This window comes from Oleiagrimonas sp. MCCC 1A03011 (assembly GCF_003267965.1).
GTDB lineage: Bacteria > Pseudomonadota > Gammaproteobacteria > Xanthomonadales > Rhodanobacteraceae > Oleiagrimonas > Oleiagrimonas citrea.
Window position 1 is genome coordinate 62,371 of sequence record NZ_MSPY01000004.1, and the last position, 23,156, is coordinate 85,526.

General features: G+C 64.7%; 23 protein-coding genes. 6 read left to right on the forward strand and 17 right to left on the reverse strand.

The window, feature by feature from the left end:
- Nucleotides 1-18 precede the first annotated feature (18 nt).
- From BTJ49_RS09610 to folC, 7 genes are all read right to left on the reverse strand, one after another.
- Nucleotides 19-306 (reverse strand): hypothetical protein, encoded by a 288-nt coding sequence (locus BTJ49_RS09610; protein ID WP_240601798.1) that lies wholly within the window; start codon nt 304-306, stop codon nt 19-21.
- Between the two features lie 424 nt (nt 307-730).
- The gene (locus BTJ49_RS09615; RefSeq protein WP_113065180.1) at nt 731-1,177 is read right to left on the reverse strand and encodes a hypothetical protein; all 447 of its coding nucleotides are present in this window, start codon (nt 1,175-1,177) and stop codon (nt 731-733) included.
- A gap of 1,026 nt (nt 1,178-2,203) precedes the next feature.
- Nucleotides 2,204-3,001 carry a ferritin-like domain-containing protein gene (locus BTJ49_RS09620; protein WP_113065181.1) on the reverse strand — a complete coding sequence of 266 codons (798 nt, stop codon included), beginning with the start codon at nt 2,999-3,001 and terminating at the stop codon, nt 2,204-2,206.
- Nucleotides 3,002-3,201: 200 nt separating this feature from the next.
- Nucleotides 3,202-4,677, reverse strand: coding sequence for an amidophosphoribosyltransferase (purF, locus tag BTJ49_RS09625; RefSeq protein ID WP_113065182.1), 1,476 nt, complete (start codon nt 4,675-4,677; stop codon nt 3,202-3,204).
- 211 nt (nt 4,678-4,888) lie between these two features.
- The gene (locus BTJ49_RS09630) at nt 4,889-5,530 is read right to left on the reverse strand and encodes a CvpA family protein (RefSeq protein WP_113065380.1); all 642 of its coding nucleotides are present in this window, start codon (nt 5,528-5,530) and stop codon (nt 4,889-4,891) included.
- A gap of 19 nt (nt 5,531-5,549) precedes the next feature.
- A complete protein-coding gene (locus tag BTJ49_RS09635; RefSeq protein WP_240601799.1) occupies nt 5,550-6,524 on the reverse strand; it encodes an SPOR domain-containing protein in 975 nt (324 codons plus the stop codon).
- Nucleotides 6,525-6,574: 50 nt separating this feature from the next.
- The gene (folC, locus tag BTJ49_RS09640) at nt 6,575-7,846 is read right to left on the reverse strand and encodes a bifunctional tetrahydrofolate synthase/dihydrofolate synthase (RefSeq protein ID WP_113065183.1); all 1,272 of its coding nucleotides are present in this window, start codon (nt 7,844-7,846) and stop codon (nt 6,575-6,577) included.
- An 82-nt stretch (nt 7,847-7,928) separates the two neighbouring features.
- Between folC and BTJ49_RS09645 the strand changes: the two genes are divergently transcribed.
- From BTJ49_RS09645 to BTJ49_RS09660, 4 genes are all read left to right on the forward strand, one after another.
- Nucleotides 7,929-8,366 carry a nucleoside deaminase gene (locus BTJ49_RS09645; RefSeq protein ID WP_113065184.1) on the forward strand — a complete coding sequence of 146 codons (438 nt, stop codon included), beginning with the start codon at nt 7,929-7,931 and terminating at the stop codon, nt 8,364-8,366.
- A 180-nt stretch (nt 8,367-8,546) separates the two neighbouring features.
- Nucleotides 8,547-10,070: a serine hydrolase domain-containing protein gene (locus BTJ49_RS09650; RefSeq protein ID WP_113065185.1), complete on the forward strand. Its 1,524-nt coding sequence runs from the start codon at nt 8,547-8,549 to the stop codon at nt 10,068-10,070.
- A gap of 328 nt (nt 10,071-10,398) precedes the next feature.
- Nucleotides 10,399-10,731 (forward strand): hypothetical protein, encoded by a 333-nt coding sequence (locus tag BTJ49_RS09655; RefSeq protein WP_113065186.1) that lies wholly within the window; start codon nt 10,399-10,401, stop codon nt 10,729-10,731.
- Nucleotides 10,732-10,800: 69 nt separating this feature from the next.
- Nucleotides 10,801-11,247 carry a GNAT family N-acetyltransferase gene (locus tag BTJ49_RS09660; protein ID WP_113065187.1) on the forward strand — a complete coding sequence of 149 codons (447 nt, stop codon included), beginning with the start codon at nt 10,801-10,803 and terminating at the stop codon, nt 11,245-11,247.
- Between the two features lie 280 nt (nt 11,248-11,527).
- Here the strand turns inward: BTJ49_RS09660 and BTJ49_RS09665 are convergent, their stop codons facing one another.
- From BTJ49_RS09665 to BTJ49_RS09690, 6 genes are all read right to left on the reverse strand, one after another.
- Nucleotides 11,528-12,055 (reverse strand): hypothetical protein, encoded by a 528-nt coding sequence (locus BTJ49_RS09665; protein WP_113065188.1) that lies wholly within the window; start codon nt 12,053-12,055, stop codon nt 11,528-11,530.
- Nucleotides 12,056-12,064: 9 nt separating this feature from the next.
- On the reverse strand, nt 12,065-12,436 hold the full coding sequence (locus tag BTJ49_RS09670) for a hypothetical protein (RefSeq protein WP_113065189.1): 372 nt from the start codon (nt 12,434-12,436) through the stop codon (nt 12,065-12,067).
- Nucleotides 12,437-12,777: 341 nt separating this feature from the next.
- A complete protein-coding gene (locus BTJ49_RS09675; protein ID WP_113065190.1) occupies nt 12,778-15,291 on the reverse strand; it encodes a heavy metal translocating P-type ATPase in 2,514 nt (837 codons plus the stop codon).
- Nucleotides 15,288-15,713, reverse strand: coding sequence for a heavy metal-responsive transcriptional regulator (locus tag BTJ49_RS09680; RefSeq protein WP_113065191.1), 426 nt, complete (start codon nt 15,711-15,713; stop codon nt 15,288-15,290). The genes BTJ49_RS09675 and BTJ49_RS09680 overlap by 4 nt, the downstream gene beginning before the upstream one ends.
- A 55-nt stretch (nt 15,714-15,768) precedes the next feature.
- Nucleotides 15,769-15,966 carry a CsbD family protein gene (locus BTJ49_RS09685; RefSeq protein ID WP_113065192.1) on the reverse strand — a complete coding sequence of 66 codons (198 nt, stop codon included), beginning with the start codon at nt 15,964-15,966 and terminating at the stop codon, nt 15,769-15,771.
- 118 nt (nt 15,967-16,084) lie between these two features.
- Nucleotides 16,085-17,197, reverse strand: a complete 1,113-nt coding sequence (locus BTJ49_RS09690; protein ID WP_168184708.1) for an SLC13 family permease — start codon at nt 17,195-17,197, stop codon at nt 16,085-16,087.
- A 108-nt stretch (nt 17,198-17,305) separates the two neighbouring features.
- On the opposite strand from BTJ49_RS09690, the gene BTJ49_RS09695 reads away from it, so the two are divergent.
- Nucleotides 17,306-18,271, forward strand: a complete 966-nt coding sequence (locus tag BTJ49_RS09695; protein WP_113065194.1) for a cation diffusion facilitator family transporter — start codon at nt 17,306-17,308, stop codon at nt 18,269-18,271.
- Between the two features lie 28 nt (nt 18,272-18,299).
- On the opposite strand, the gene BTJ49_RS09700 is transcribed toward BTJ49_RS09695, so the two are convergent.
- The 4 genes from BTJ49_RS09700 to BTJ49_RS09715 form a co-directional block, all read right to left on the reverse strand.
- Nucleotides 18,300-18,908, reverse strand: a complete 609-nt coding sequence (locus BTJ49_RS09700; protein ID WP_113065195.1) for a cytochrome c — start codon at nt 18,906-18,908, stop codon at nt 18,300-18,302.
- 15 nt (nt 18,909-18,923) lie between these two features.
- Nucleotides 18,924-19,949: a copper resistance protein B gene (locus BTJ49_RS09705; RefSeq protein WP_113065196.1), complete on the reverse strand. Its 1,026-nt coding sequence runs from the start codon at nt 19,947-19,949 to the stop codon at nt 18,924-18,926.
- Between the two features lie 41 nt (nt 19,950-19,990).
- Nucleotides 19,991-21,721, reverse strand: a complete 1,731-nt coding sequence (locus BTJ49_RS09710; RefSeq protein ID WP_113065197.1) for a copper resistance system multicopper oxidase — start codon at nt 21,719-21,721, stop codon at nt 19,991-19,993.
- 94 nt (nt 21,722-21,815) lie between these two features.
- Nucleotides 21,816-22,202: a hypothetical protein gene (locus BTJ49_RS09715; protein ID WP_146742317.1), complete on the reverse strand. Its 387-nt coding sequence runs from the start codon at nt 22,200-22,202 to the stop codon at nt 21,816-21,818.
- Nucleotides 22,203-22,277: 75 nt separating this feature from the next.
- Here BTJ49_RS09715 and rlmJ point away from each other — a divergent pair, with 75 nt between their 5' ends.
- Entirely contained in the window at nt 22,278-23,126 is an 849-nt protein-coding gene (rlmJ, locus tag BTJ49_RS09720; protein WP_113065199.1) for a 23S rRNA (adenine(2030)-N(6))-methyltransferase RlmJ, read from the forward strand.
- Nucleotides 23,127-23,156 lie beyond the last annotated feature (30 nt).

A 23,156-nucleotide genomic window follows, 5' to 3' on the forward strand; every position in this document is an offset into this window, starting at 1 on the left:
TGGCACCTAACGCTGGAGTTAAGCGGCGCCGAAGGCGTCCGCCTTGAACGAAATGTTAGACGGCTCACCCGATGCAGATGGATACCGCTGATGAGGTTGCTGCGATTGATTCAATGCCTTGGTAGAGCCGCCCATCGTTGATGCCTCTGAGCGATTCGGTGTTGACGAAAATGAGCTGACACTCACCAGGCCACCCAGGGCCGCCGCCAGTAACTGCATCTCGGAACGCGTCGAGGTTACAACCAAAAAGATGGCCGCCCGAAGGCTTTGCTGCGTGCAAGTAAGTGCACCAAAAGTCTGGCTCACTAGTAATTCCTGTGCAGTCGATAGTGATGATGTTCATACCGTCTAACGCTGGAGTTAAGCTGCCGGCCGCTGGCGTAGCCAGTGGGCGGTCAGCTTGGACGAGTTGTTAGGCACCCGCCACTGCGAGTGGTGCCTTGTTTCCGCAAACTACGCAACGCTCTTCAGCTCTTGCGCAGTCGATGCACAGAACCCAGGAGCCATTGCAATAATTCTTATCGCTCTGGCTATTCCACGTTAAGCCGCATAGCGTGCAACCACGCACGGATCTTACGAGTTCCGTCTCCTTGCAGGCTGCTGAGCAGAACAATGGTTCTTGCTTGTTCGCCATGATCCTCCCTGGACGCCTAACGCTGAAGTTAAGACGCCGACCGCTGGCGTAGCCAGTGGGCGGTCGGCTTGAATGAATTGTTAGGCAGCTCTCGACTCACCACCAGAACCAAAGCCTGAAGCTGCCCTTGCCAGTAGGGCCAATGGAATAGTCTCCACGCCCGTGAGGAATGCCCGAGATGCCCTCGTGGAGTGGTGTCAGCCAGTCCGCGCCTATTGTAAGAAGCGCCGGATCCAGGTCGGGCGGGAATGACCAGTCGGCAGGGTTGCCGGAGAAAGCTAGCCGAAGCTTGCTGGGTGCTCGCCAAGCAGCCAGGCCGGACTTGTTGTTTGGAACACCCAGCTGAGCCTTGGAGGGCGGTGTGATCTTGACTGCGCGGGAGGCGGGGGTGCCATCCGCGGCCAAGGCATCAAGCAAGGCAACAAGAGACTCGCAGCCGGCCGCATCAGCGGTGAGGTGCCAGCCCGGGTAATTGCGCTCGTTCTCCGTGTAGTACCAGAGCGAGACATTGCCGGATTGTTTCCATGAATGAGCGCGATGCATCAAAGCTGCCTAACGCTTGAATTAAGCGGCACGCGTCAGCGTGTCCGCTTGGATGAACTGTTATGCGGCTGCCGCAAACTCAACACACAGTACATCGAGGCGACCCCACGCGTTGAAGTTGAGCCTAATATGGCGCAGGCCAGCAACAGAATGAATCGTACACCCGGGTGGATGCGCGGACAGTAGATCGCTTTCGAAAAGCTCGCAAGACCCATCTGAAGGTTCGCCAGGAAGCAGAGAATCATTTCCCTCTTGCCACGAGAACGCTGCGACGCCTGCGAACCTGACATGAATGGCTTGCCCGGATGAACTATTGAAGCGCACTGACAGCTTACCCGGAGCTGAAGCAAGATCCGGGTAGCTAGTATCTGCTGTTGAGAAGCCGGGTTGGAGTTTCTCTAGCCGCATAACAAGATTGGAGTTGAGCGGCGGGCCGATCAACGGTGGTTTTCGCTTCAGCCTTCACCCCGTCCGCTCGGACGACTAGTTCGACGTCCGTAGGCTCACGAGCGTTACTACAGCCTACTACGGTAAATGACGAAGTGGCTCCGCAGCGATCCGCTTTTAGCGTCTTCAGATGACCAAAGGGCCTGGGGCCGCCGGATCAACGAAAGTTATCCGGCGGCCCCAGGCCCTTTGGTCAGTATCCGCCGCTGCGTAAGTGGGTCAATCAGGCGACTCCGCTTCGTTGTGTCAGCGATGATCTCTCTTCGCAAGCGTCCTACGTGAGCCTATGGGCGTGGAACTAGAAGTATCCCCCGAATCCGGGGTGTTGCACCCAATATTCAGCAAACCTCATCCCGAGGTCAAGGAAAAACACCAACCCAAACAGTCGGATAGCTGGACCGATGGATCGGAAACATGCTGAACAGGCTGCGTTTACGCATCGGATATGAGGGTGTAACGCCTTACACCTGCGGACATGCAGGTGTAAGCGGTATGCGCGGCGACGATTGCGACTCGATGCGTGGGTGGGTCACATGGGACGTACCGCGCATGCTGATGATGACCCGGCCGCAGGCTCGTTCAGAGACCCGCTTCGAGCGCTTCCAGCTCGGCTTCGTCGAAGCCAGCTTCGCGCCGGGCTTCGTGGTTGAACGGGCCACGCAAGTTGCTGCCCATGTATTCCTGTAGCAACTTGCGGAAGGTCGCGCGCGGTTCCAGGCCGTCGCGTTCGCAGCACCAGCGGAACCAGCGGCTTCCGAAGGCGACGTGGGCGACTTCCTCGCGCAGGATCACTTCCAGCACGACCACGGTGGCGTCGTCGCCGACACGCTGCAGGCGTTCGATCATGCCGGGCGTGACGTCCAGGCCGCGCGCTTCGAGTACGCGCGGGACCAGGGCCATGCGGGCGGTGTCGCTGTGAGCGGTCTTTTCGGCCATTTCCCACAGGCCATTGTGGGCATCGAAGTCGCCGTAGGCGTGCCCCAGTTCCTTCAGTCGCGTGGACAGCAGCGCGAAGTGCCGCGCTTCGTCGTGCGCGACGCTGGCCCAATCGCGGTAGTACTGCGCGGGCATGCCGCGGAAGCGGTAGACCGCGTCCCAGGCCAGGTTGATGGCGTTGAACTCGATGTGTGCGACAGCGTGCACCAGCGCGACGCGACCCTCGGGCGTACCCAGACCGCGCTGCGCGAGTTCGCGCGGGTGCACCAGACGCGGGCGTTCGGGACGCCCTGCCGAGATCGGCTGTGGCGGCAGCGCATCCGCGTCAGGCGCGAGCTCGCCGCGCAGTAGTGCATCCCAGGCCGCATGCGTCCGACGCAGTTTTTCCTGCGGATCGGCGCAATCAAGGCACTGCTTGGCGGTTGCGTGAAGGTCGGGCATGCAAGACAAACGTGACGTCGGGTCGGACAGGCGTGGAGCGCAAAGGATATACGGACGAGGCTGAAGCAGCAGATCATCCGGCAGCTTGCGCACAAGACACTGGGTTCCTGCCTACGCAGGAATGACGGCAAAGAGACTGCGCGCTACTCCTGCCGTAGCGCTTGCCACACTCGCAGCTTCGCCCTCGCAGCAGCCCTTTCTCAGGCGCTGCGCAGCTTGGCCTTGGCCTCGTCCGAGCGCAGCATTTCGATCTGCGCGAGATAGGCCGGATCGACGCCGGTGATGTACTCGCCGGAGAAGCACGACGTATCGAAGTGCTTCAGCGATTCGTTGCCGTCGGCCACGGCCCAGATCAGATCGTCCAGATCCTGGTAGATCAGGCGGTCGGCGCCGATCAGGCGCTGGATCTCGTCGACGCTGCGGCCGGCGGCGATCAGCTCGGATGCAGCGGGCATGTCGATGCCGTAGACGTTGGGGAAGCGCACCGGCGGCGCGGCCGAGGCTACGTAGACCTTGCGCGCGCCGGCTTCGCGCGCCATCTGGATGATCTGCCGCGAGGTGGTGCCGCGGACGATGGAGTCGTCCACCAGCAGCACGTTCTTCTTGCGGAATTCCAGGTCGATGGCGTTGAGCTTGCGGCGCACCGACTGCACGCGCTCGCCCTGCCCCGGCATGATGAAGGTGCGGCCGATGTAGCGGTTCTTGACGAAGCCTTCGCGGAACGGCACGCCGAGCTGCATGGCCAGCGTGCTGGCGGCGGTGCGCGAAGTGTCGGGAATCGGGATCACCGCGTCGATGTCGTGGTCGGGCCACTCGCGCAGGATCTTCTCGCCCAGCTTCTCGCCCATGCGCAGACGCGCCTTGTACACCGACACGTCCTCGATCATCGAATCGGGACGCGCCAGGTAGACGTATTCGAAGATGCACGGTGCGTGCACCGCGCCCTCGGCGCAGTGGCGCGCGGTGATGCGACCGTTCTCGCTGATGATGACGGCCTCGCCCGGCTCCACGTCACGCATGAACTTGAAGCCGAGGATGTCCAGCGCCACGGACTCCGAAGCGACGGCGTATTCGCGGCCGTTCGGCGTCTCGCGCTGACCCAGCACCAGCGGGCGGATGCCGTGCGGATCGCGGAACGCGACCAGGCCGTAGCCCAGGACCAGGCCGACGCAGGCGTAGCCGCCGCTGGCGCGCGCATGCACGCCGGCCACCGCCTTGAAGATGTGATCGGGCGTCAGCTGCATCCGCTCCTGGATCTGCAGCTCGTGCGCCAGGATGTTGAGCAGGATTTCCGAATCGGAATTGGTGTTGATGTGGCGGCGGTCCTGCTCGAACATCTCGCGGCGCAGCGCCTCGGTGTTGACCAGGTTGCCGTTGTGCGCGAAGGCGATGCCGTAGGGCGAATTCACGTAGAACGGCTGCGCCTCGTCGACGTCTTCGCTTCCGGCCGTCGGATAGCGGCAATGGCCGATGCCGATGCGACCGTGCAGCTTCTCCATGGCCTTCTGCGTGAACACGTCGCGCACCAGGCCCTTCCGCTTGTGGAGACGCAGCTTGGCGCCGTCCACCGTGGCGATGCCGGCGGCGTCCTGGCCGCGGTGCTGCAGCACGGTCAGGCCGTCGTACAGGGCCGACGCCACGTTCGCGGTGCCGACGATTCCGATGATTCCACACATGAGCAGGCGTTCTCTGAAGCTGGGGCCGGTGGCGGAGGACGGCGCAAGCCGTCGCGCATCCGCGGGGCGGGATCATCCCGCGCCTCGCGGGCGGGGCATATTGTACGACCAAGCGGCCTCCCGCCGCATGGTTCGACTGGACCTCCTGTCTGCAGATGCGGCATCCCCTGCCGCCGGGGGCGTGCGCGCAACGCGCGCCGAAGGTCGGAAGCTAGGGTGTTCCCGTCCTCACCGAGAGCGGCTGCGGGCGCGCTGCGGCACTGGACGGCACCGCTGCCCGGGCCGCACCTGCCATACCGGAAAGACCCGTCTGCACGGCTTCCGGCAGGTGATCGGCGGCGGCCGGAAGCGTCGGCGTGCGGTCGTCGGGATGCACGTAGCGGCGCACGCTGTCCGGCAGGCGCTGGGCCAGCCAGTCGGCGACCACCTGGGCCTGCCCCAGCAGCACCGACTGCTGCCACCACGGATCGCGCGAAAACGGCGTGAAACCGAGCAGGAAGACCGCGAGGGTGACCAGCAGCACGCCGCGCACGAAGCCGAAGCCCATGCCCAGCAGGCGGTCGGTGCCGGAAAGTCCAGTGCTCTCGACCAGTCGCGCAATGATGAAACGCACCAGCGCGCCGAGCAGCAGTACGGCAACGAAGCACAAGCCGTAACCCACCAGCATGCGCGCGGACGGCAGTTCGATGGAGTGCTCGAAGTAGGCCGCGACGCTGGGACCGAACAGCCAGGCCACCCAGAACGCCGCGATCCAGATGACCAGCGCCATGACCTCGGACACGAACCCGCGCCACAGGCCGATCAGCACGGACAGGACAATGACGCCCAGCACCACATAGTCGGCCCAGTTCATGGCGTCGAGCGCATCCACGTCAGGGCACGGTGACGACGACGCCGCCCAGCTTCAGCTTGGACTGCAGGTCGCGACGCACTTTCTCGGCGTCGGCGCGCTGAGTCTGCGGTCCCACGCGCACCCGCCACAGGGTGCGGCCGCCGCTGCGCACGTCGTCGACGAAACCGTCGAAGCCGGCCTTGCGCAGCTTGTCGCGCAAGGCGGTGGCGTCGGCCTTATGGCTGTAGGCGCCGATCTGCACCGCCCAGCCACCAGCGCGACCGGCCGGCAAGGCGCTGGCCGGCGCATCGCCCTTCTGATCGTGCGCGGAGGACACCACGCTGGCCGGCGCACCCGGAATGGCCTGCTTCAGGCGCAAACGCGCAGTCTCGGCCGCGGCCCGCGTGGCGAACGGCCCGGCGCTGACGCGCGCGCCGACCTTGCCGGAAATCGTGACCTTGTCGGTCTGTACGCCGTAGCCCAGCTTGCGCACGCGCTCGACCAGGCTGCGCGCATTCGCGGTATCGCTGTAGGCACCGAGGTTGACTCGATACGCGCCGTCAGCCGCCTGTCCGGGCGCGGAAGCCGGTTGCTGCGCGGTCGGCTTCGGCTTGGAGGGCGCGGGTTTGGGTGCGGGTTTGGCCGGAGCGGCGGGCGCCTGCGTCGCCGGTTTCGTCGGCGCCTGCGCGGCCGGAGGTGTCTGCGCCGGCTGCGCATCGTTTTCCGGGTGCACGTCCGGCGGGCGGCGCGACGGGATATCCACGGTCGCGAGCTGGTCACCGCCGGAGGCGGATGCCGTGGCCGCGTTCGCGGGCATCGCCGCGCTGGACGGCGGCGCCACGCTCATGGTTCGCGTGGTCAGCTCCTGATCCGGCGAGGCGGGCAGCGCGAGGCTGAGCGTCTTGCCGTTGTCGGACGGCGGCGAACCGCCGGAAAAGAACATCGGCACGATGATGACAGCAAGCGCGATCAGCACCAGGGCACCGATCAGACGCGTTTTCAGAGCGGGCTCCATGGAAGTCCCCGTTGGCGCGATGCGGAAATTATACCTGTCGTCGAAACGCTTTACGGCATGTGCGGCGGATCGCCGTTCATGCGCCGTAACACTGCCGCGACCAGAAAGAACGAACCGAAAGCGACGATGCGCGCCGGCGCAGCCCTGCGCGCGGCATGCAGCGCACTGCCGACGTCATCGTACAGGTCGTGTTCCGCCGTGTCCGGCAAGGCGAATGCACAAGCCTGTGCGGAAAGCCCGCGCGATGTCTCCGCCGTCAACGACGCCAGATGCCAATGCGCGATGCGGTTGCCGAGCGTGGCATACACGTTGCCCACATCCTTGTCGTCGAGCGCGCCGAACACGGCGTGCACGGGGCCATCGACGGGATGCTCGTCAAGCCACTGCGCCAGCACGCCCGCAGCCTGCGGATTGTGCGCCACGTCGACAATCAACTCCGGCACCTCCGCCAGCCGCTGCAACCGGCCGCGCACCCGCGCCGCGCGCACACCCTGCGCCAACGCCTGCTCCGTACACGGCAGCACGCCATCGAGCGCATGCAAGGTCGCGATGGCGGCCGCCGCGTTGGTCCGCTGCGCGGAAGCGTCCAATGCCGGATTCGGCAGCGTCAGGCGCGTGCCATCTTCGTGCTGCCAGACCCACCCGTCGGCGGCGTCCTGCACGTGATAATCCACGCCGTTGCGCTGCACCCGTGCACCGATACGATTCACGGTCGCCAGCAGCGCCTCCGGCGGGTCCAGCTCGCCGACGATCAGCGGCCGGCCGGCGCGCGCGATGCCGCCCTTCTCGGCGCCAATGCTGTCGCGGTCCGGACCCAACCAGCTCTGGTGATCCAGATCCACCGTGGTGACGATGGCGGCATCGGCGTCGACGATGTTGGTCGCATCCAGGCGTCCGCCCAGACCGACTTCCAGCAGCGCCACGTCGACACCGGCGCGCGCAAACAAGTCCAGCGCGGCCAGCGTGCCGAACTCGAAATAGGTCAGCTCGGTCTCGCCGCGCGCGTGCTCGATGCGCTCGAAGGCCGCGCACAGATCGGCGTCGGAAGCATCCGCGCCATCCACACGCACGCGCTCGTTGTAGGCCAGCAGATGCGGCGAGGTGTACGCGCCGACGCGATAGCCCGCCGCCTCCAGCATGGCTTCGAGGAACGCCACGGTGGAACCCTTGCCGTTGGTACCGCCGACGATCACGCTGCGCGGCGCGTTCGGCGCACCCATGCGCTGCCACACCGCGCGCACCCGATCGAGACCGAGATCGATCTCGCGCGGATGCACGCGCAACTGGTAATCGAGCCATTCATCGAGCGTGCGTTTCGTCATGGCGCGAAGTGTAACGGGGATGTGCGCGCATCGGTCCTTCACGCTACCTTTCCGGCAACGACACCATCACGGAACGAACATCATGGACACCTTCATGCAAACCGCCATCGAGGAAGCCCGCCAGGGACGCGACGAAGGCGGCATCCCGATCGGCTCGGTGATCGTGCACGAAGGCCGCATCCTCGGCCGCGGCCACAACCGCCGCGTGCAGCAGGGCAGCGCGATCCTGCACGGCGAAATGGACGCCTTCGAGAACGCCGGCCGCCAACCCGCCGCGGTCTACCGCGAAGCGACGCTCTACACCACGCTCTCGCCCTGCTCCATGTGCAGCGGCGCGATCCTGCTGTACGGCATCCGCCACGTCATCGTCGGCGAGAACCAGACCTTCATGGGCGAAGAAGAACTGCTGCGCTCGCGCGGCGTGCGCGTGGAGGTGCTGCAGGACGAAACCTGCATCGCACTGATGCGCGAGTTCATCGACGAGCGGCCAGAGCTGTGGAACGAGGATATTGGCGTCTGACCACTCTCACATCCTCATGGATGACCGTGCGATGCACTGCCACGGGCGGTACGCAGACCTATCACTGAGATGGGGCCGCCGCGCGCTGTCTTCGTCGGCGACGAGTGCATCCGTTCGGGACCAGAACGTATCTAAGTAGTCGATACCGCCACATGGGCGGCTGCCAAGGATCGACTACCCATGAACAACCGCACCCTCTTCTCGCCATGCGCAATCCGCAAAGCCGGACTGGCTTCGCTACTCTGGGCAGTGCTGACCGTCAGTTGCCTGGCTACTCCATCGGTAGCGCTGTCGGCACCACATCAAACACTCCCCGACACGCCCGCAGGGCGGCTCACCGGCGAATTGATTCATCATGTCGACACCGACAGCCCGGCGCAGATCCGCAAGTGGTTGCCCAGCCTCCTTGCTGCGTCCATCGACCCGGACAGTCGCAAGGACTTTGTCGCGAACATGGCTTCGGCCGCCCGTGACAGTGGCGGCCTGCAGATATTCGATATACGCAGCAACGCGCATCGCCCCGGGTTTATCCAGGTGGCCGTCAAGGCACGCCGCGGCGACAGGCATGCCTTGTTCGTGCTGAACGTCGATCCGGCGCATGCCGGCAAACTCGACCAGGCGATGTTGTGGCCCATGCAGGACCCGGCGTTGTATGCGGGTTGGCCGAAAGGTGCGGTTTCTCACGCCAAACTGCGTCGACTGATCCAGAGGGCGCTCAATCGTTTGGTGCATACCGAAGATTTCTCCGGCTGCCTGACGGTCGAGGACAACGACCAAACGATCTTCAACGCATGTCGTGGCCTTGCCGAACGCAGTTTCGCCGTACCGGTGAATCACCAGACCCGCTTTCGTATCGCCTCGATGGGCAAGATGTTCACGGCCGTCGCCATCGCGCAACTGGTGCAGGTCGGCAAGCTGTCATGGAACGACACCCTGGCCAAGCGGGTGCCGGAATACCCCGACCAGGCGACGGCGAGGAAGATCACCGTGTGGGAACTGCTGCACCACACCTCCGGCCTGGGTGATTACATGGTGCCGGCGTTCTTCGAGCATCGCGAACGCTACGTCCATCCGGCCGACTATCTGGGGTTGATTGCCCGCCAACCAATCGTGAGCGCGCCGGGCAAGCAGTGGAATTACAGCAACTCCGGCTATGTGCTGCTCGGTCGCATCATCGAGAATGCCTCCGGCGAGAGTTATTTCGACTACGTCCAGCGCCACATCCTTGCGCCGGCACACATGAAGTCCAGCGGCTTCAGCAGCTTGGACCAGATCATCCCGAAGCTGGCGACCGGCTACTACCACGGCGCCCTGTTTTCCCGCGCCTGGAAGTCCAACTGGTTGAAGCTTCCCTACATGGCAGCCCCGGACGGTGGCGGCTACTCCACCAATGTCGACTTGCTCCGTTTCGCCAAGGCACTGCGCGACGGCACACTGGTCAAGCCCGCAACCCTGGCAAAGATGTTCGATGACGAAGTCCCGGCCGGGCCGGGCTGGAATGCCGCTGGTTTCGGCGACCGTCTCTCGCACGGTCGCCACATTCGCGGCAAGGTCGGCGGCATCGAGGGTACGACGGCTGATCTGCAAATGGTCTGGGAAACCGGCGCGACCGTGGTCATGACCAGTAATGAAGGACCGTCGGAAAACTGGATGCTGGTCGAACGTATCGCCGACCTGCTCGCAGCAGAAGGCACCAGGCACTGACTGTTCGAGTCGTGTTGCCCCGATAAATTGTCCCTGACACGATTTTCCCCTGACACGATTTTCCCCTTGCAGCTGTTCTGATGTTCGTGACCGCTGTCGGCACAGCATCACTTCACTTTGGCCATTGCGGTCCTAGCAGCCTTTCATCTCGGGGGCCGCACTGCCGTGGTGCGTCACAGCTACTCATTGCTTCTTATGCAGTCTTTGCAGCATCTCTTGGCCTCACGGCAACCACTGTCTGGCTCGACCGAAAACGTCGTGGCAAGCTCTAACCACTCATCCAGTTGGACGCGCCGATGTGCGCCGCCTAAATCAGGCACCAGAACCCATGGGAAGCACCGAGAATCTCGAAAACCAGTCCTTGCTTATCGAGGCCCTTGAAGCATTTCTCGGATCCCGGATCGGCGTTGTTGAAGCAACTCGTTTGATTTGCAGTGCTTGCTTTGCACTTCGACAAGACAACAACCCCTTGTTCACTCCATTTATCGGCATCAACTCCGAGACGCACATATTTTCAGTGGGACCCGCTCGCGAGCTGTGGGCGCATGAGGCACTCGTTCGCTACGATCAAGAGCGCGCGTTTCAGGAGCAAAACTTCAATGCGTTTGCAACGCGATCAGCCATAGCGCTGCTCGCATGGGCACGCGCGCAAGAGTTCTAGCTCACCATCCAAGCAGACGCTTGTGACCCGCGGCGGTTCATTCCAGCATTGGACCCAAGAGAAGAAGCCATGTCCGTAGTCGTCCGACAAGCCACCATCGAAGATCTGGAACATTTAGCGCCGTTGTTCGACAGCTTTCGGCAATTCTGCCAAAAGAAAGCGGATGTGCGCCTGGCGCACGCCTTTCTCGCGGAGCGCATTCAGCGCGAAGAGTCGCTGATACTGGTGGCCGAACTGTCCGACCGTCTCGCAGGGTTCACCCAACTCTATCCCAGCTTTTCGTCCGTCGACGCCAGCCGCACATTCATACTGAGCGATCTGTTCGTCGCTCCCGAAGCGCGCCGCAAGGGCGTAGCGCAGGCCCTGCTCGCAAAGGCCACTCAGGTCGCACGCACCCAGGGGGCGGCAAGCCTAAGCCTGTCCACCGCACGCGCGAACAAGCAAGCTCAGAAGTTGTATGAGTCTCAGGGATGGGAGCAAGATGACTTCTTTTTTCACTATAACTTGGCGCTCTAGATCCGACAGACTCATGCCATCGGCCGAACATTCTCCGCTTTGCCGCGCCAACCTACCGGATAGTGCTCGACGTTGAACGACTACCTCTGCCCGAGCACAGTCCTTGCAGGCTGCGCGGGACCCGATCAAGCCACGAGGTGTGACTTTCGACCCTGAGCTGCTGGTCGGGACAAACTTAATTGCCTCCGCCCCCTTACTGCCTTACGTCCCCTTACTGCCTCAGCAGTGGAGTGCAGCGTCAACGGCTAACAGCTGAGCCGCTAACAAGAGGGGCTTAGCGTCAGTGTCGCAATGCACCAAAGCCATGCATATCGTCATCGTTCTGCTTATCAATATTGATGATTTCAGCGGCCATCCTCATGATGGAATTTGAAAACACGAACATCAGTGCGATAGGAACGACATAAATAAACCAACCACCCGCATTGAGCACAGAAACATCTCGAACCACCTCGCTGGCTCTCTTCATGATGTCCTTGATCTGCTGATCCTGGGTGTTTTCAACTGCCTTTGAGCGTTCGCTAACTTGCGCTCTGAGATCCGAATCGTGTGTCAGGCGACGATGCATCTTTGCCTGCATCTCAAGGTCAAGCACATCAACAAGGTTAATCGCATTATTGATGCCGTGTTGCGTAATCTCGAAGGCAACACGGTCGTAGTTCTCGTTGTCAAACGAGAACGTACGCAGTTCGTCACGTAGCGCAAACAGTTTATTCCGCCAACGGCAGTGGACAGTTGGAAGAACAATGCGCTGGTACAAGTAGTGCCAAGCGCCAAGAAAGACGAGTGCAATGACTACATATTCCATATGACCTCCTCAAGCCCTGCTGGACGGTAACTTCCCGCCAGCAATACGCTCCTGAAGTGCAGTCTTTTCCTTTCCAATTCGACTGCTTTCGGCATCCGTGGTTCCTTTCGCGAATCGCGCATGCATGACCCACCCTAGCAACGTCATGATCCAAAGAACATAGCCAAGCACGTGATGGTGCACGATGAGTTCGACGCATCTATAGCCGAATTTGGAGAGTTCATCAGGGCTTACGCGAACCATCCAGATCAGCAAGGCAAGCCCTAATAGGACAGGAATCAACTGGCCTTTGTTCATCGCCGCGATGATGATGTCCCGAAACGCCTGCGCCCAGGTCACCTTTTCAACCGTGACCTTCCTATCTCGACTTTTCTTAGACACGCGCCCCCCATAGCATCCTTTCTATGCGCCCACAGAAGTGAGTACTCGCTGACCAGAACACCACAAACCATGGCGTCATCGACTCGATCAACCGTACATGCTACTACAAAAATCAGTCACCATTGAATGCATGCCTCAAACGGCCATCCGTATACAGGATGGCGTGTGAAAACGGCCCCAGGTTAACTTACGACCATTTGAATCATGCTCGGTCAGCTGTTCTAGCGCCTGGATCGAGAATGCACTAATCGGAACGAGCGACTGCTTCTGGCCAATCCCAGTCTTACGTGTAGGACCCTGCCCCCTCACACGCCAAGTTCACCTGCAAATCACCACCCCAATCAACCCAGTTCGACCCGCCTCAACCGCAAAGCGTTACTGACCACCGACACCGACGAAAGACTCATCGCCAACGCCGCGATCATCGGCGACAGCAGCAGGCCGAACCAGGGGTACAGCACGCCGGCCGCCAGCGGCACGCCGAGGGCGTTGTAGACGAAGGCAAAGAACAGGTTCTGACGGATGTTGCGCACGGTCGCGCGCGATAGCGTGCGTGCGCGGCGCAGACCGCCGAGGTCGCCTTTCACCAACGTCACCTGCGCGCTTTCCATCGCCACGTCGGTGCCGCTGCCCATGGCGATGCCGACATCGGCGGCGGCCAGTGCGGGGGCGTCGTTGATGCCGTCGCCGGCCATCGCCACGCGATGTCCGTTCGCCTTCAGCGCCTGCACCGCTTCGGCCTTGTCTTCGGGCGACAGCCCCGCCTGCACGTCGTCGATGCCGAGCGCATCGGCCACGGCTTTCGCCGTGGTGGCGTTGTCGCCGGTGAGCATGCGCAGGGTCAGACCCTCGGCATGCAGCGCCTTGACCGCCTCGGCTGCACCTTCGCGGATGCGGTCGGCGACGGCCAGCAGGGCCAGCACGCGCCGGCCGTCGGCCAGGAACGTCACCGTGGCACCGTCCGCGCGCAGCGCTTCGGCGCGCTGTTCGATGCTCTCGTCCAGTGTCACGTCGTGTTCGCGCAGCAGGCGCGCGTTGCCCAGCATCACGCGTTGGCCGTCGATGCGACCCAGCACGCCGCGCCCGGTCGGCGCTTTGAAGTCTTCGACGTCGGGGAGCTTCAGCTCGGCTTCCTCGGCGGCGGCCAGGATGGCGCGCGCCAGCGGATGTTCGCTGGAACGTTCCAGTGCGGCGGCCAGCGTCAGCGCGCGGTCGCGTTCGATGTCGCCCAGCGCGACCACGTCGCGCAGCGACGGCCTGCCTTCGGTCAGCGTGCCGGTTTTGTCCATGACCAGCGTGTCGACATCGCGCAGGGCCTCGATGGCGCCGGCGTCGCGGAACAGTACGCCGTGCTGCGCACCGCGCCCGCTGGCGACCATGATCGAGATCGGCGTCGCCAGCCCCAGCGCGCACGGACAGGCGATCACCAGCACCGACACCGCCGCCACCAGCGCGTGCGCCAGACGCGGATCGGGGCCGATCAGCGTCCACGTCACGAACGCCAGCGCCGCGACGGTCACCACCGCCGGCACGAACCATGCCGCGACCTTGTCGGCGATGCGTTGCAGCGGCGCCTTGCTGCGCTGCGCCTGCGCCACCAGCGCGACGATCTGCGACAGCATGGTTTCGCCGCCGACCTTCTGCGCGCGCATGACCAGGCCGCCGTCCTGATTGACGGTACCGCCGGTGACGGTATCGCCGGCCTGCTTGGCGACCGGCAGCGGTTCGCCGGTCAGCATGGATTCGTCGACGTGGCTGGCACCTTCGATGACCTCGCCATCCACCGGAAGCTTTTCGCCGGGGCGCACGCGCAGGCGGTCGCCGACTTTCACGTCATCCAGCGAGACGTCGTGTTCCTTGCCGTCCTCGCCGATGCGGCGCGCGGTCTTCGGCGCGAGGTTGAGCAGCGCCTTCAGCGCATCGCCGGTGCGGCGGCGCGCGCGCAGTTCGAGAAAGTCGCCGAGTGTGACCAGGGTGACGATGACCGCCGCCGACTCGAAATACACGCCGACGTTGCCCTGCGCGTCACGGAAGCCCGCCGGGAACAGCTGCGGGAACAGGAACGCCACCGCGCTGTACACCCACGTCACGCCGGTGCCCAGCGCGATCAAGGTATACATGTTCGGGTTCCACGGCTTGAGCGAATTCCATCCGCGCTTGAAGAAACTGGCGCCGCCCAACAGCACGACCACGCTGGCGAGCACGGCTTCCACCCATGCGCCGACGCGCGACCACGGCGCGGGCAGATGCACGTCGAACGCATGCGGCACCATCGCCAGCAGGAACACCGGGATCGTCAGCACGACCAGCGTCCAGAACTTGCGCGACATGGCCTGCAGTTCGCCGCCGTCATCGTCGTCGGCGCTCGGCATCATCGGCTCCAGCGCCATGCCGCACTTGGGACAGTCGCCCGGCCCCTGCTGCTGGATTTCCGGATGCATCGGACAGGTGTACATCGCGTTCTTCGGCGCCGCCGGCTGCACCGGCGCCGGACCCAGCCAGCGCCCGGGATCGGCCTCGAACTTCTCGCGACAGCGCGCCGAGCAGAAGTGGTAGGCGTGACCCTCGTGTTCGGTCGCGTGCCTGGGCGCATCGGGATCGGTGCGCATGCCGCAGACCGGGTCCATGCGTCCCTTTTCGATCTCGCGGCGACGGCCCTTGGCGTGGATCGCCTCGGGATCGTCGCGGAACTTGTTCAGGCAGCCGTCGCCGCAGAAAAAATAGCGACGGCCTTCGTGATCGACGTGACGATGCGAATCCAACGCCACGCGCATGCCGCAGTTGGGGTCGACGGCGTGGGCGTCGTCGAACGGGAATGCGATCTTCGGGGTGTGGGTGTGCGTGTCGTGGCTCATGACGCTTCCTTGGCGGACAGCGCCTTGAGAATGGGACATTGCGCCAGCTCGCCGTGGCCGGGACAGGCGTCGATCAGTTTCTTCAGCCCGCGCTGCATGCGCTTGAGCTCGCGGATGCGATGCTCGACATCTTCCAGCCTCGCCTCGGCGCGCGCCTTGACGCCGGCCACGCCGCGGTTGCGGTCCGTGGACAGCGCCAGCAGTTCGCGGATGTCGTCGAGGCTGAAACCCAGATCCTTGGCGCGGCGAATGAAGCGCAGCTGGGCGATAGCCGAGGCGTCGTAGTCGCGATAGCCCGAGGCACGCCGGCGCGGTTCGGGCAGCAGCCCCTCGCGCTCGTAGTAGCGGATGGTGTCGACGCCGACGCCGGCCTCGCGGGCCGCCGCGCCGATACGGTAGCGGGGTGTGGGTGCGGTATCCATGCGGAAAGTCTAAACCCTGGACCATGGTCCAGAGTCAAGACTTCCGCCGCCTGGATTACATTCTCACTTCGAAGCGCTGCACCTGCTCCTCGGCTTCGTCGCGGGCGATGCCGTAGCGTTCCTGGATCCTGCCGATCAGGTAGCTTCGATGCCCTTCAGCGATATCCAGGTCCTCATCGGTGAGCCGGTCCCACTCTTTCTTGAACGGACCCTTCCAATCGGCCCAACGGCTTTTGAAACGATCTTCACTCATGACGCGTCTCCGTATCCGGAATAGGTGCACGACCGCATGATCGCGCCGCCCCATTACAGCAAGTCGCGCATGAACCCGAGACGACGCATGACGTACCTTGCACGGTATGCCGATGGCTTCACGGCCGCAACCACCACCAGGCCAGCGTCAGCACGACGAAAAAATATGGCACGGAAATGCGGTGGAACACGCGCCATGCCGCTGCACTGCCTTCCATCCGCAAGGCGATGAGATTGGCCAATGAACCGATCGCCAGCCCGCTGCCGCCGATGTTGACCGCCACCGCCAGCCACAAGGGATCGGACACCTGCTGCTTCAACGCCACGGTAGCCGGCACATTGCTGACCGCCTGCGACAGCAGCGCGCCGACGAACAGCGTGACGTCGGGGCGGTCCCACGCCAGATGCGCCATCATCGACCGCACCTGCGGCAACGCTGCGAGATGACCCAGCGCAAGCAGCATCAGGGCGATGCTGACCATCAACAACCAATCCAGACGCGCCAGCGCGCCACGCCGAACGACACGCAACGCGACCAGCACGAACACCAGCGCCGTGAACTCGAACCGCCATTCGAGCAGCGCCAGCAGAACGATGAACAGCACCCCGCCGATCACGGCGAGCCGCCGATCCAGCGGCGTGCGCGGCGGCGACGGGGCGAGCCGTTCGAACCGTCCCCGCGGAATCAGCAGCCATGCCGCGACCAGCAGGCAGAACACCATGATCGCGACAACCGGCGCCATCGCGACGACGAAATGCAGCATGCCCACGTTCGCCTGCCGCCACAGCAGCAGATTCTGTGGATTGCCGATCGGGCTGAGGGCCGACCCGGCATTCACCGCCAGCGCCACCAGCGCGACCACGCGCAGGCGCGGCAGTGCAGTCAGCTCGCAAAGCGCCAGCGCCAGCGGCAGCACCAGGAACAGACTGACGTCGTTGGTCAGCAACATCGCCGCGCACGCGGACAGCGTCATCAACGCAAGCACCAGCATGCGCTGCGAATGCACATGCGCGAGCAGACGTTGCGCCGCCCATTGCACCAGACCACTCTCCCGCAGCACCTGCGCCACGGCCAGCAAGGCCAGAAGACTGCACAGCGCCGGCGCATCCAGCCAACGCAGCCAGTCGTTCCAGGGACGCGGGTCGACCCAGGCCAGCACCAGCGTCAGCGCGATCAGCAGCGCCGGCATCCAGTGCCGGCGCAACAGGGCGGTGACTCGGGTCGGCAACACGTGCATCGCCCCAGCATATCGCCAAGCACCGCGCAGAATGTCATGTCATAACACTGCGCCGTCGGCGTATGCTCGCGCCACCGAAGCCGCCTGCATGCGAGGAACGCGTTGCACGCCCATCATCACGACCACGACCACCACGGTCACGATCATCATGCACACGGTGTCTCCGCCGATGCGGATCGTCGCTATCTGACGCTCGCCCTGTTGCTGCTGACCGGCTACATGGCGCTGGAAGTCGTGGCCGGCATCATCGCCTCGTCGCTGGCGCTGATCTCCGACGCCGGCCACATGCTCACCGACGTCGCCGCCATCGGCCTGGCACTGGTCGCGATGCATCTGGCGCGGCGGCCCGCCGACGGCCATTACACCTTCGGTTTCAAGCGCGCCGAAATTCTCAGCGCGCAGGCCAACGGCATCACCCTGCTGTTGCTGTCGGGCTGGTTCATCATCGAGGCGGTGTTTCGTCTGGTCGATCCGCCGCAGGTCGAAGGCCGCTGGGTGTTCTTCGTCGCCCTGGCCGGCATCGTGGTGAACCTGCTCGCGGTGTGGATCATGAGCAAGGCCAACCGGCGCAGCCTGAATGTCGAAGGCAGCTTCCAGCACATCCTCACCGATCTCTACGCCTTCATCGCCACCGCCGTGGCCGGCGCGGTGATCTGGGCAACGGGCTGGAACCGCGTCGATGCGCTGGCGGCACTGGTAGTCGCCGGACTGATGCTGCGCGCCGGCTACGGCCTGGTGCGCGATTCCGGCCGCGTGTTCCTCGAAGCCGCGCCGCGCGACCTGCATCCGGCCGCGATCTCCGAGGCGATCCTGGCCATGCCGCACGTCAACCGGCTCGACGATCTGCATGTCTGGGAAGTCACCTCGGAGATGCCGGCGCTATCCGCGCATGTGCTGGTCAGTCACGAAGTCGACTGCCACGACACCCGGCGCGACATCGAACACATGCTCAAGCAACGCTTCGGCATCACCCACACGACTCTTCAGACCGACCACTGCGCCGAGGGCGAACCGACGGAAGCTGCGCCCTGCGCCTTCGGACGCGGCCACCTGCACGAACACGCCTGAATCCTGCCGGCTTCAGTCCGGCATCCATTCAATGCGCGCTGGACGCCGGCGCGGGCACGCCCTGGCCTGTGGCCTCGGCCGTATCGGCATGCACATGTGCGATGTGCGCTGGCGCTGCGTCGTCATCGTCGTCCGCATCGCCGGCGCTCAACGCCCGATACTGCGCAACACTCATCTGCGGCTGCTGTTCCAGATAGGCCACCATCGCCCAGATCTTGTGATCATCGTGCGTCTTGCCCCAGGCCGGCATGGCGGTCATCTTCACGCCATGCTTGATGACCCAGAACGCCTCGGCCGGTTCCGGCACGAAACGCGTCAGGTTCGGCGGCTTGGGATACAAGCCTGCGCGCAACTCCGAATCATGCATGCCGGGCGCCAGATGGCAGCCCGTGCACATTTCGCGATAGTGCTCCGCGCCGAGACGGATCAACGCCGGATCGCTGAGATTCGGCATGCCGGTCACCTTCGCCGCGCGCGTTTCGATGGACCGCTCGCGCAGCACCGCGATGGCCTTTCGGGTAATCGTCCAGTGCGGCGCATCCGCACCGATGTCGTACAGGCCCGAATAAGCCCAGGCACCCAGCGCGACGATCGCCACGGCGACGATCAGGATCAGGGACCCGATCCACTTCTTCATCTTGCTGCTCCTTCGTCAGAACCACATCCGCACGCCGGCGACCCAGTTACGCTCCAGCACCGGTTCGCCGGCACGTCGTGCCAGACCGGCCGATGCGCCCAACCGACGCGACCACTCTATCCCCAGGTAGGGCGCGAACCGCCGGCGAATCTCGTAGCGCAGACGCAACCCGAACCCGGCATCGGATACGCCGCGCGCAATGCCGCGTGCCGGATCGTCCTTGCCGTAGGCGTTGAGCTCGAACTTCGGAGTCAGGATCAGGCGCTGCGTGAACAGCACGTCGTATTCGACTTCGACGCGTGCCGCGGTGCGTCCCGACGAGCCGGCATAGACCTCCGCCTGCACGTCGAACCAGTACGGCGCCAGCCCCTGCACGCCGAACGCGACCCAGTCGCGCGACGGTCCTTCACCGCCATCGTGCCGGACGCCAAGCTGGGTATCCCAGTACGCGCTGACGGCATGACTCCACAACGCCTCGACGCGGCTGTCGGTGACGCGTCCGCCGCTGGAGTCACCCTCGAATTCCAGCACCGCGCGGTCGAGATCGCCGCCATACCAGGCCCGGCCTTCCAGCGAGGCGCCCTTCGCATGATCGCCGTACACATATTCGAGACGATCCACGGCGAGCATGCCGAAGCGGCTGTCGCCGTGCATGTGCACGTCGTGATCGGGCGCGAAGGAGATGCCGTCCGAGTAGTCCGGATCGCGCGCATCCGGCGGCGCGCTGCCACCCTGCATCGCGCCCATGGACATGCCCTGCATGGTGTTGCTTTCGCCATGCTGCATGCCCGGCATGGCTTGCATCGACGAGTCGACATGATCCGTGTGCGCCATGTCCCCGGCACCATGCATCCCGGACATGGCGGACGGGTCGTGACCGTCCTGGTGCGTGGCCGGCATCGGTGATTTCGCAGAGGGCGTCGTCGCATCCATCGATGTCTGCGGCGTCATGGACATGCCCTGCATGGCCGGCATCGCGCTCGCGCTGGATGCCGGAGCCGGCGCTTCCTGTGCCTGCGCCGGAAGCGTCGCGATCCCCATGCACGAAGCGAGTCCCGCCAGGAGTAAACGATAAACACGGCTCATGACACCACCACCTCGCGGAACATGCCCGCCTCCATGTGATAGAGCAGATGGCAGTGGTAGGCCCAACGCCCCAGCGCATCCGCCTTGACCCGGTAGCGCACGCGCTGCGCCGGCTGCACGCTGACGGTGTGCTTGCGCACCTGGAACGCCCCGCTCGGCGCTTCCAGCTCGCTCCACATGCCGTGCAGGTGGATCGGGTGGGTCATCATGGTGTCGTTGACCAGCGTCACGCGCAGATGCTCGCCGTAGCGGAAATGCAGCGGCTTGGCGTCGGCAAACTTCTGGCCGTCGAACGACCACATGTAGCGTTCCATGTTGCCGGTCAGATGCAGCTCGATGTCCCGCCCCGGCTCGCGGGTGTCGATGGGGCCGCCGATCGTGTGCAGGTCGGCGTAGGTCAGCACCTTGCGACCGTTGCCGCGCAAGCCGATGCCGGGGTCGTCGATGTTGTCGCGCGGGTGATCCACGCGCATGTCGACGCCGGGGCCGTACTCGGTGCGCGCGTGATGCGCCGGCGGATCGTCCGGCATGCTCATGCCATGCATCGCATGCCCGTCGTGCTTGCCGCCCGGCATGGCCATCGCGCCCATCATGTCGACCATGGCCAGACGCGCGCGCGGGTCCATCGCCGGCACCTCGGCCCGCATGCCCGTGTGCGGCGCCAGCGTGCCGCGGGCGTAGCCGGTGCGGTCCATCGACTGCGCGAAGATGGTGTACGCGCGGTCATCGGACGGCTCGACGATGACGTCGTAGGTCTCCGCCACGGCGATGCGGAATTCGTCCACCGTGACCGGCTCGACGTCCTGACCGTCGGCGGCGACCACAGTCATCTTCAGGCCCGGAATGCGCACGTCGAAGAAGCTCATTGCCGAGCCGTTGATGAAGCGCAGCCGTACCTTCTCGCCACGCGAGAACAACCCGGTCCAGTTGCCGTTCGGCGCATGGCCGTTCATCAAGTAGGTATAGGTATAGCCGGTGACATCGGACAGATCGGCCGGACTCATGCGCATGCGGTTCCACATCTTCCGCTTCGCCAGCGCCTTCTGCAGGCCCTCATGCTTCACGTCACGCAGGAACTCGGGCGCGGTCGGCTCGGCGAAGTTGTAGAAGTCGCTGTGCTTCTTCAGCGTGGCGAAGATCGTCCACGGGTCCTCGTCGGTCCAGTCGCTGAGCATGACCACGTAGTCGCGCTCGGTCGGATGCCGCTCGCCGCCTTCCGATTCGACCACCAGCGGACCGTACAGGCCGGTCTGCTCCTGAAAACCGGAATGGCTGTGGTACCAGTAGGTGCCGCTCTGGCGCAGCTTGAAACGGTAGGTGAAGGTCTCGCCCGGCGCGATGCCGGGGAAGCTGAGACCGGGCACGCCATCCATGTCCGCGGGCAGCAGGATGCCGTGCCAGTGGATGGATGTCGGCACGCGCAAGCGGTTGCGAACCTGGATGGTCACGGTGTCGCCCTGCTTCCAGCGCAGCAGCGGTCCGGGCACGGAACCGTTGATGGTGGTGGCGATGCGCGCGCGACCGGTGTAGTCGACCGGCGTCTCGCCGATATCGAGTGCGAAGCGGGTGCCGGAGAGGTGGGGCAGGCCCTGGGGTGGCGGCGCGGCCAGGGCGCGCGGCGTGCGCAGCAGGCTCAGGCCGACAGCGGCGCCGCCGAGCGCCAGGCCTTGCACGAAACGGCGTCGGGTCAGGGCCGCCGGCGGCGGCCCGTGTCGGAAATCGGACATATCGAAGAATCTCCTCGCGTGGGCCGGCCGGAAGCCGCGCCCGGAATCGCGCACCACGGCGAGTGCGCGTACACAGATCGTGAAATGGGGAGATTCAGCTGCGTGGTGGTCGTAGCGGCGGCGAGGACGGAGGCCCCGCCCAGTCCGGCACGTGCGCCGGCCAGGATGGCGACACGGTCACGGCCAGCGTGGGCCACGCTCCCTGCGCCAGGACCGCCAGGCCGCCGCAGGTCAACGCGCAGCCGCAGGCGTGCAGACAGCCGGTGTCGTGCCCGGCCCCGCCGCAGCACGGCATGCCGCAGGCCGCATCGGAGTGCGCATGCATCTGTGCCATGATCGCGGTCACCGGCGTCGCCTGCGCCGCATGCGACGCGCGCACACCGGCAAGCGTCGGCATGGCCGCCATCAGCAGCCAGGCGAACAACGCCAGCGCCGTCAGGCGCGGGGCATGCGACAATCGCTGGAGGGACAAGGTACGCACGCCGCTAGCGTACTTCGCTCCGCCCGCCCGCTCAACGCTGGACCCGGGTCCAGCCTCGCCGCGCACGACTGCCGAATGAACTACCGCCACGCCTACCATGCCGGCAATTTCGCCGACGTTCTTAAACATTGCGTGCTGATCGCGCTGATCGAGGCGCTGCAGGCCAAGCCCAAGCCGCTGTGCTATCTCGACACGCACGCCGGCGCCGGTCGCTATGACCTGAGCGGCGAAGCCGCGCGCAAGACCGCCGAGGCCGACGCCGGCATCGGTCGCCTGCGCGCGCTGCACGGCCGGCTTCCGCTGCTGGACCGCTACCTCGACCTGGTCGCCGCCGAGGGCGCGGACCACTACCCCGGCTCGCCGCGCATCGCCGCTCGCCTGCTGCGCGCCGACGATGCCGCGCAGCTATGCGAACTGCTGCCCGAGGAAGCCGCGAAGCTGCGCGCGCTGTTCCGCGACGACCGCCGTATTCACGTGCACGAGCGCGACGGCTACGCGGCCATGAAAGCGCTGCTTCCGCCCACGCAGAAACGTGGTCTGGTCCTGATCGATCCGCCGTTCGAGGAGCAGATCGACGAGTACGCTCGCATCCAGACGGCCTTGGACACGGCGCTGACGCGCTGGCCCAGCGGCGTCTACGCCGTGTGGTATCCGATCAAGCTGGGCCGCGAGCTGCATCCGTTCCGCCGCTGGCTGCGCGGCTGCGCGGCGAAGACCGTGCTCGACATCGAGCTGTTGACCCGCCCGGACACCGTGCCGCAACGCCTCAACGGCGCCGGCATAGCCGTGCTGAATCCACCTTGGCGCCTGGATGCGACGCTGCACCCGCTGCTGCGCCTGCTCGCCACGCAGCTCGCGGCCGATGGCGAACGCGGCACGGCGCGCCTGAACTGGCTGAAAACCGAAGACGGCACAGCGGTCTGAACCGCTTGCCGTCCGCGCCGCTTGGGCTAA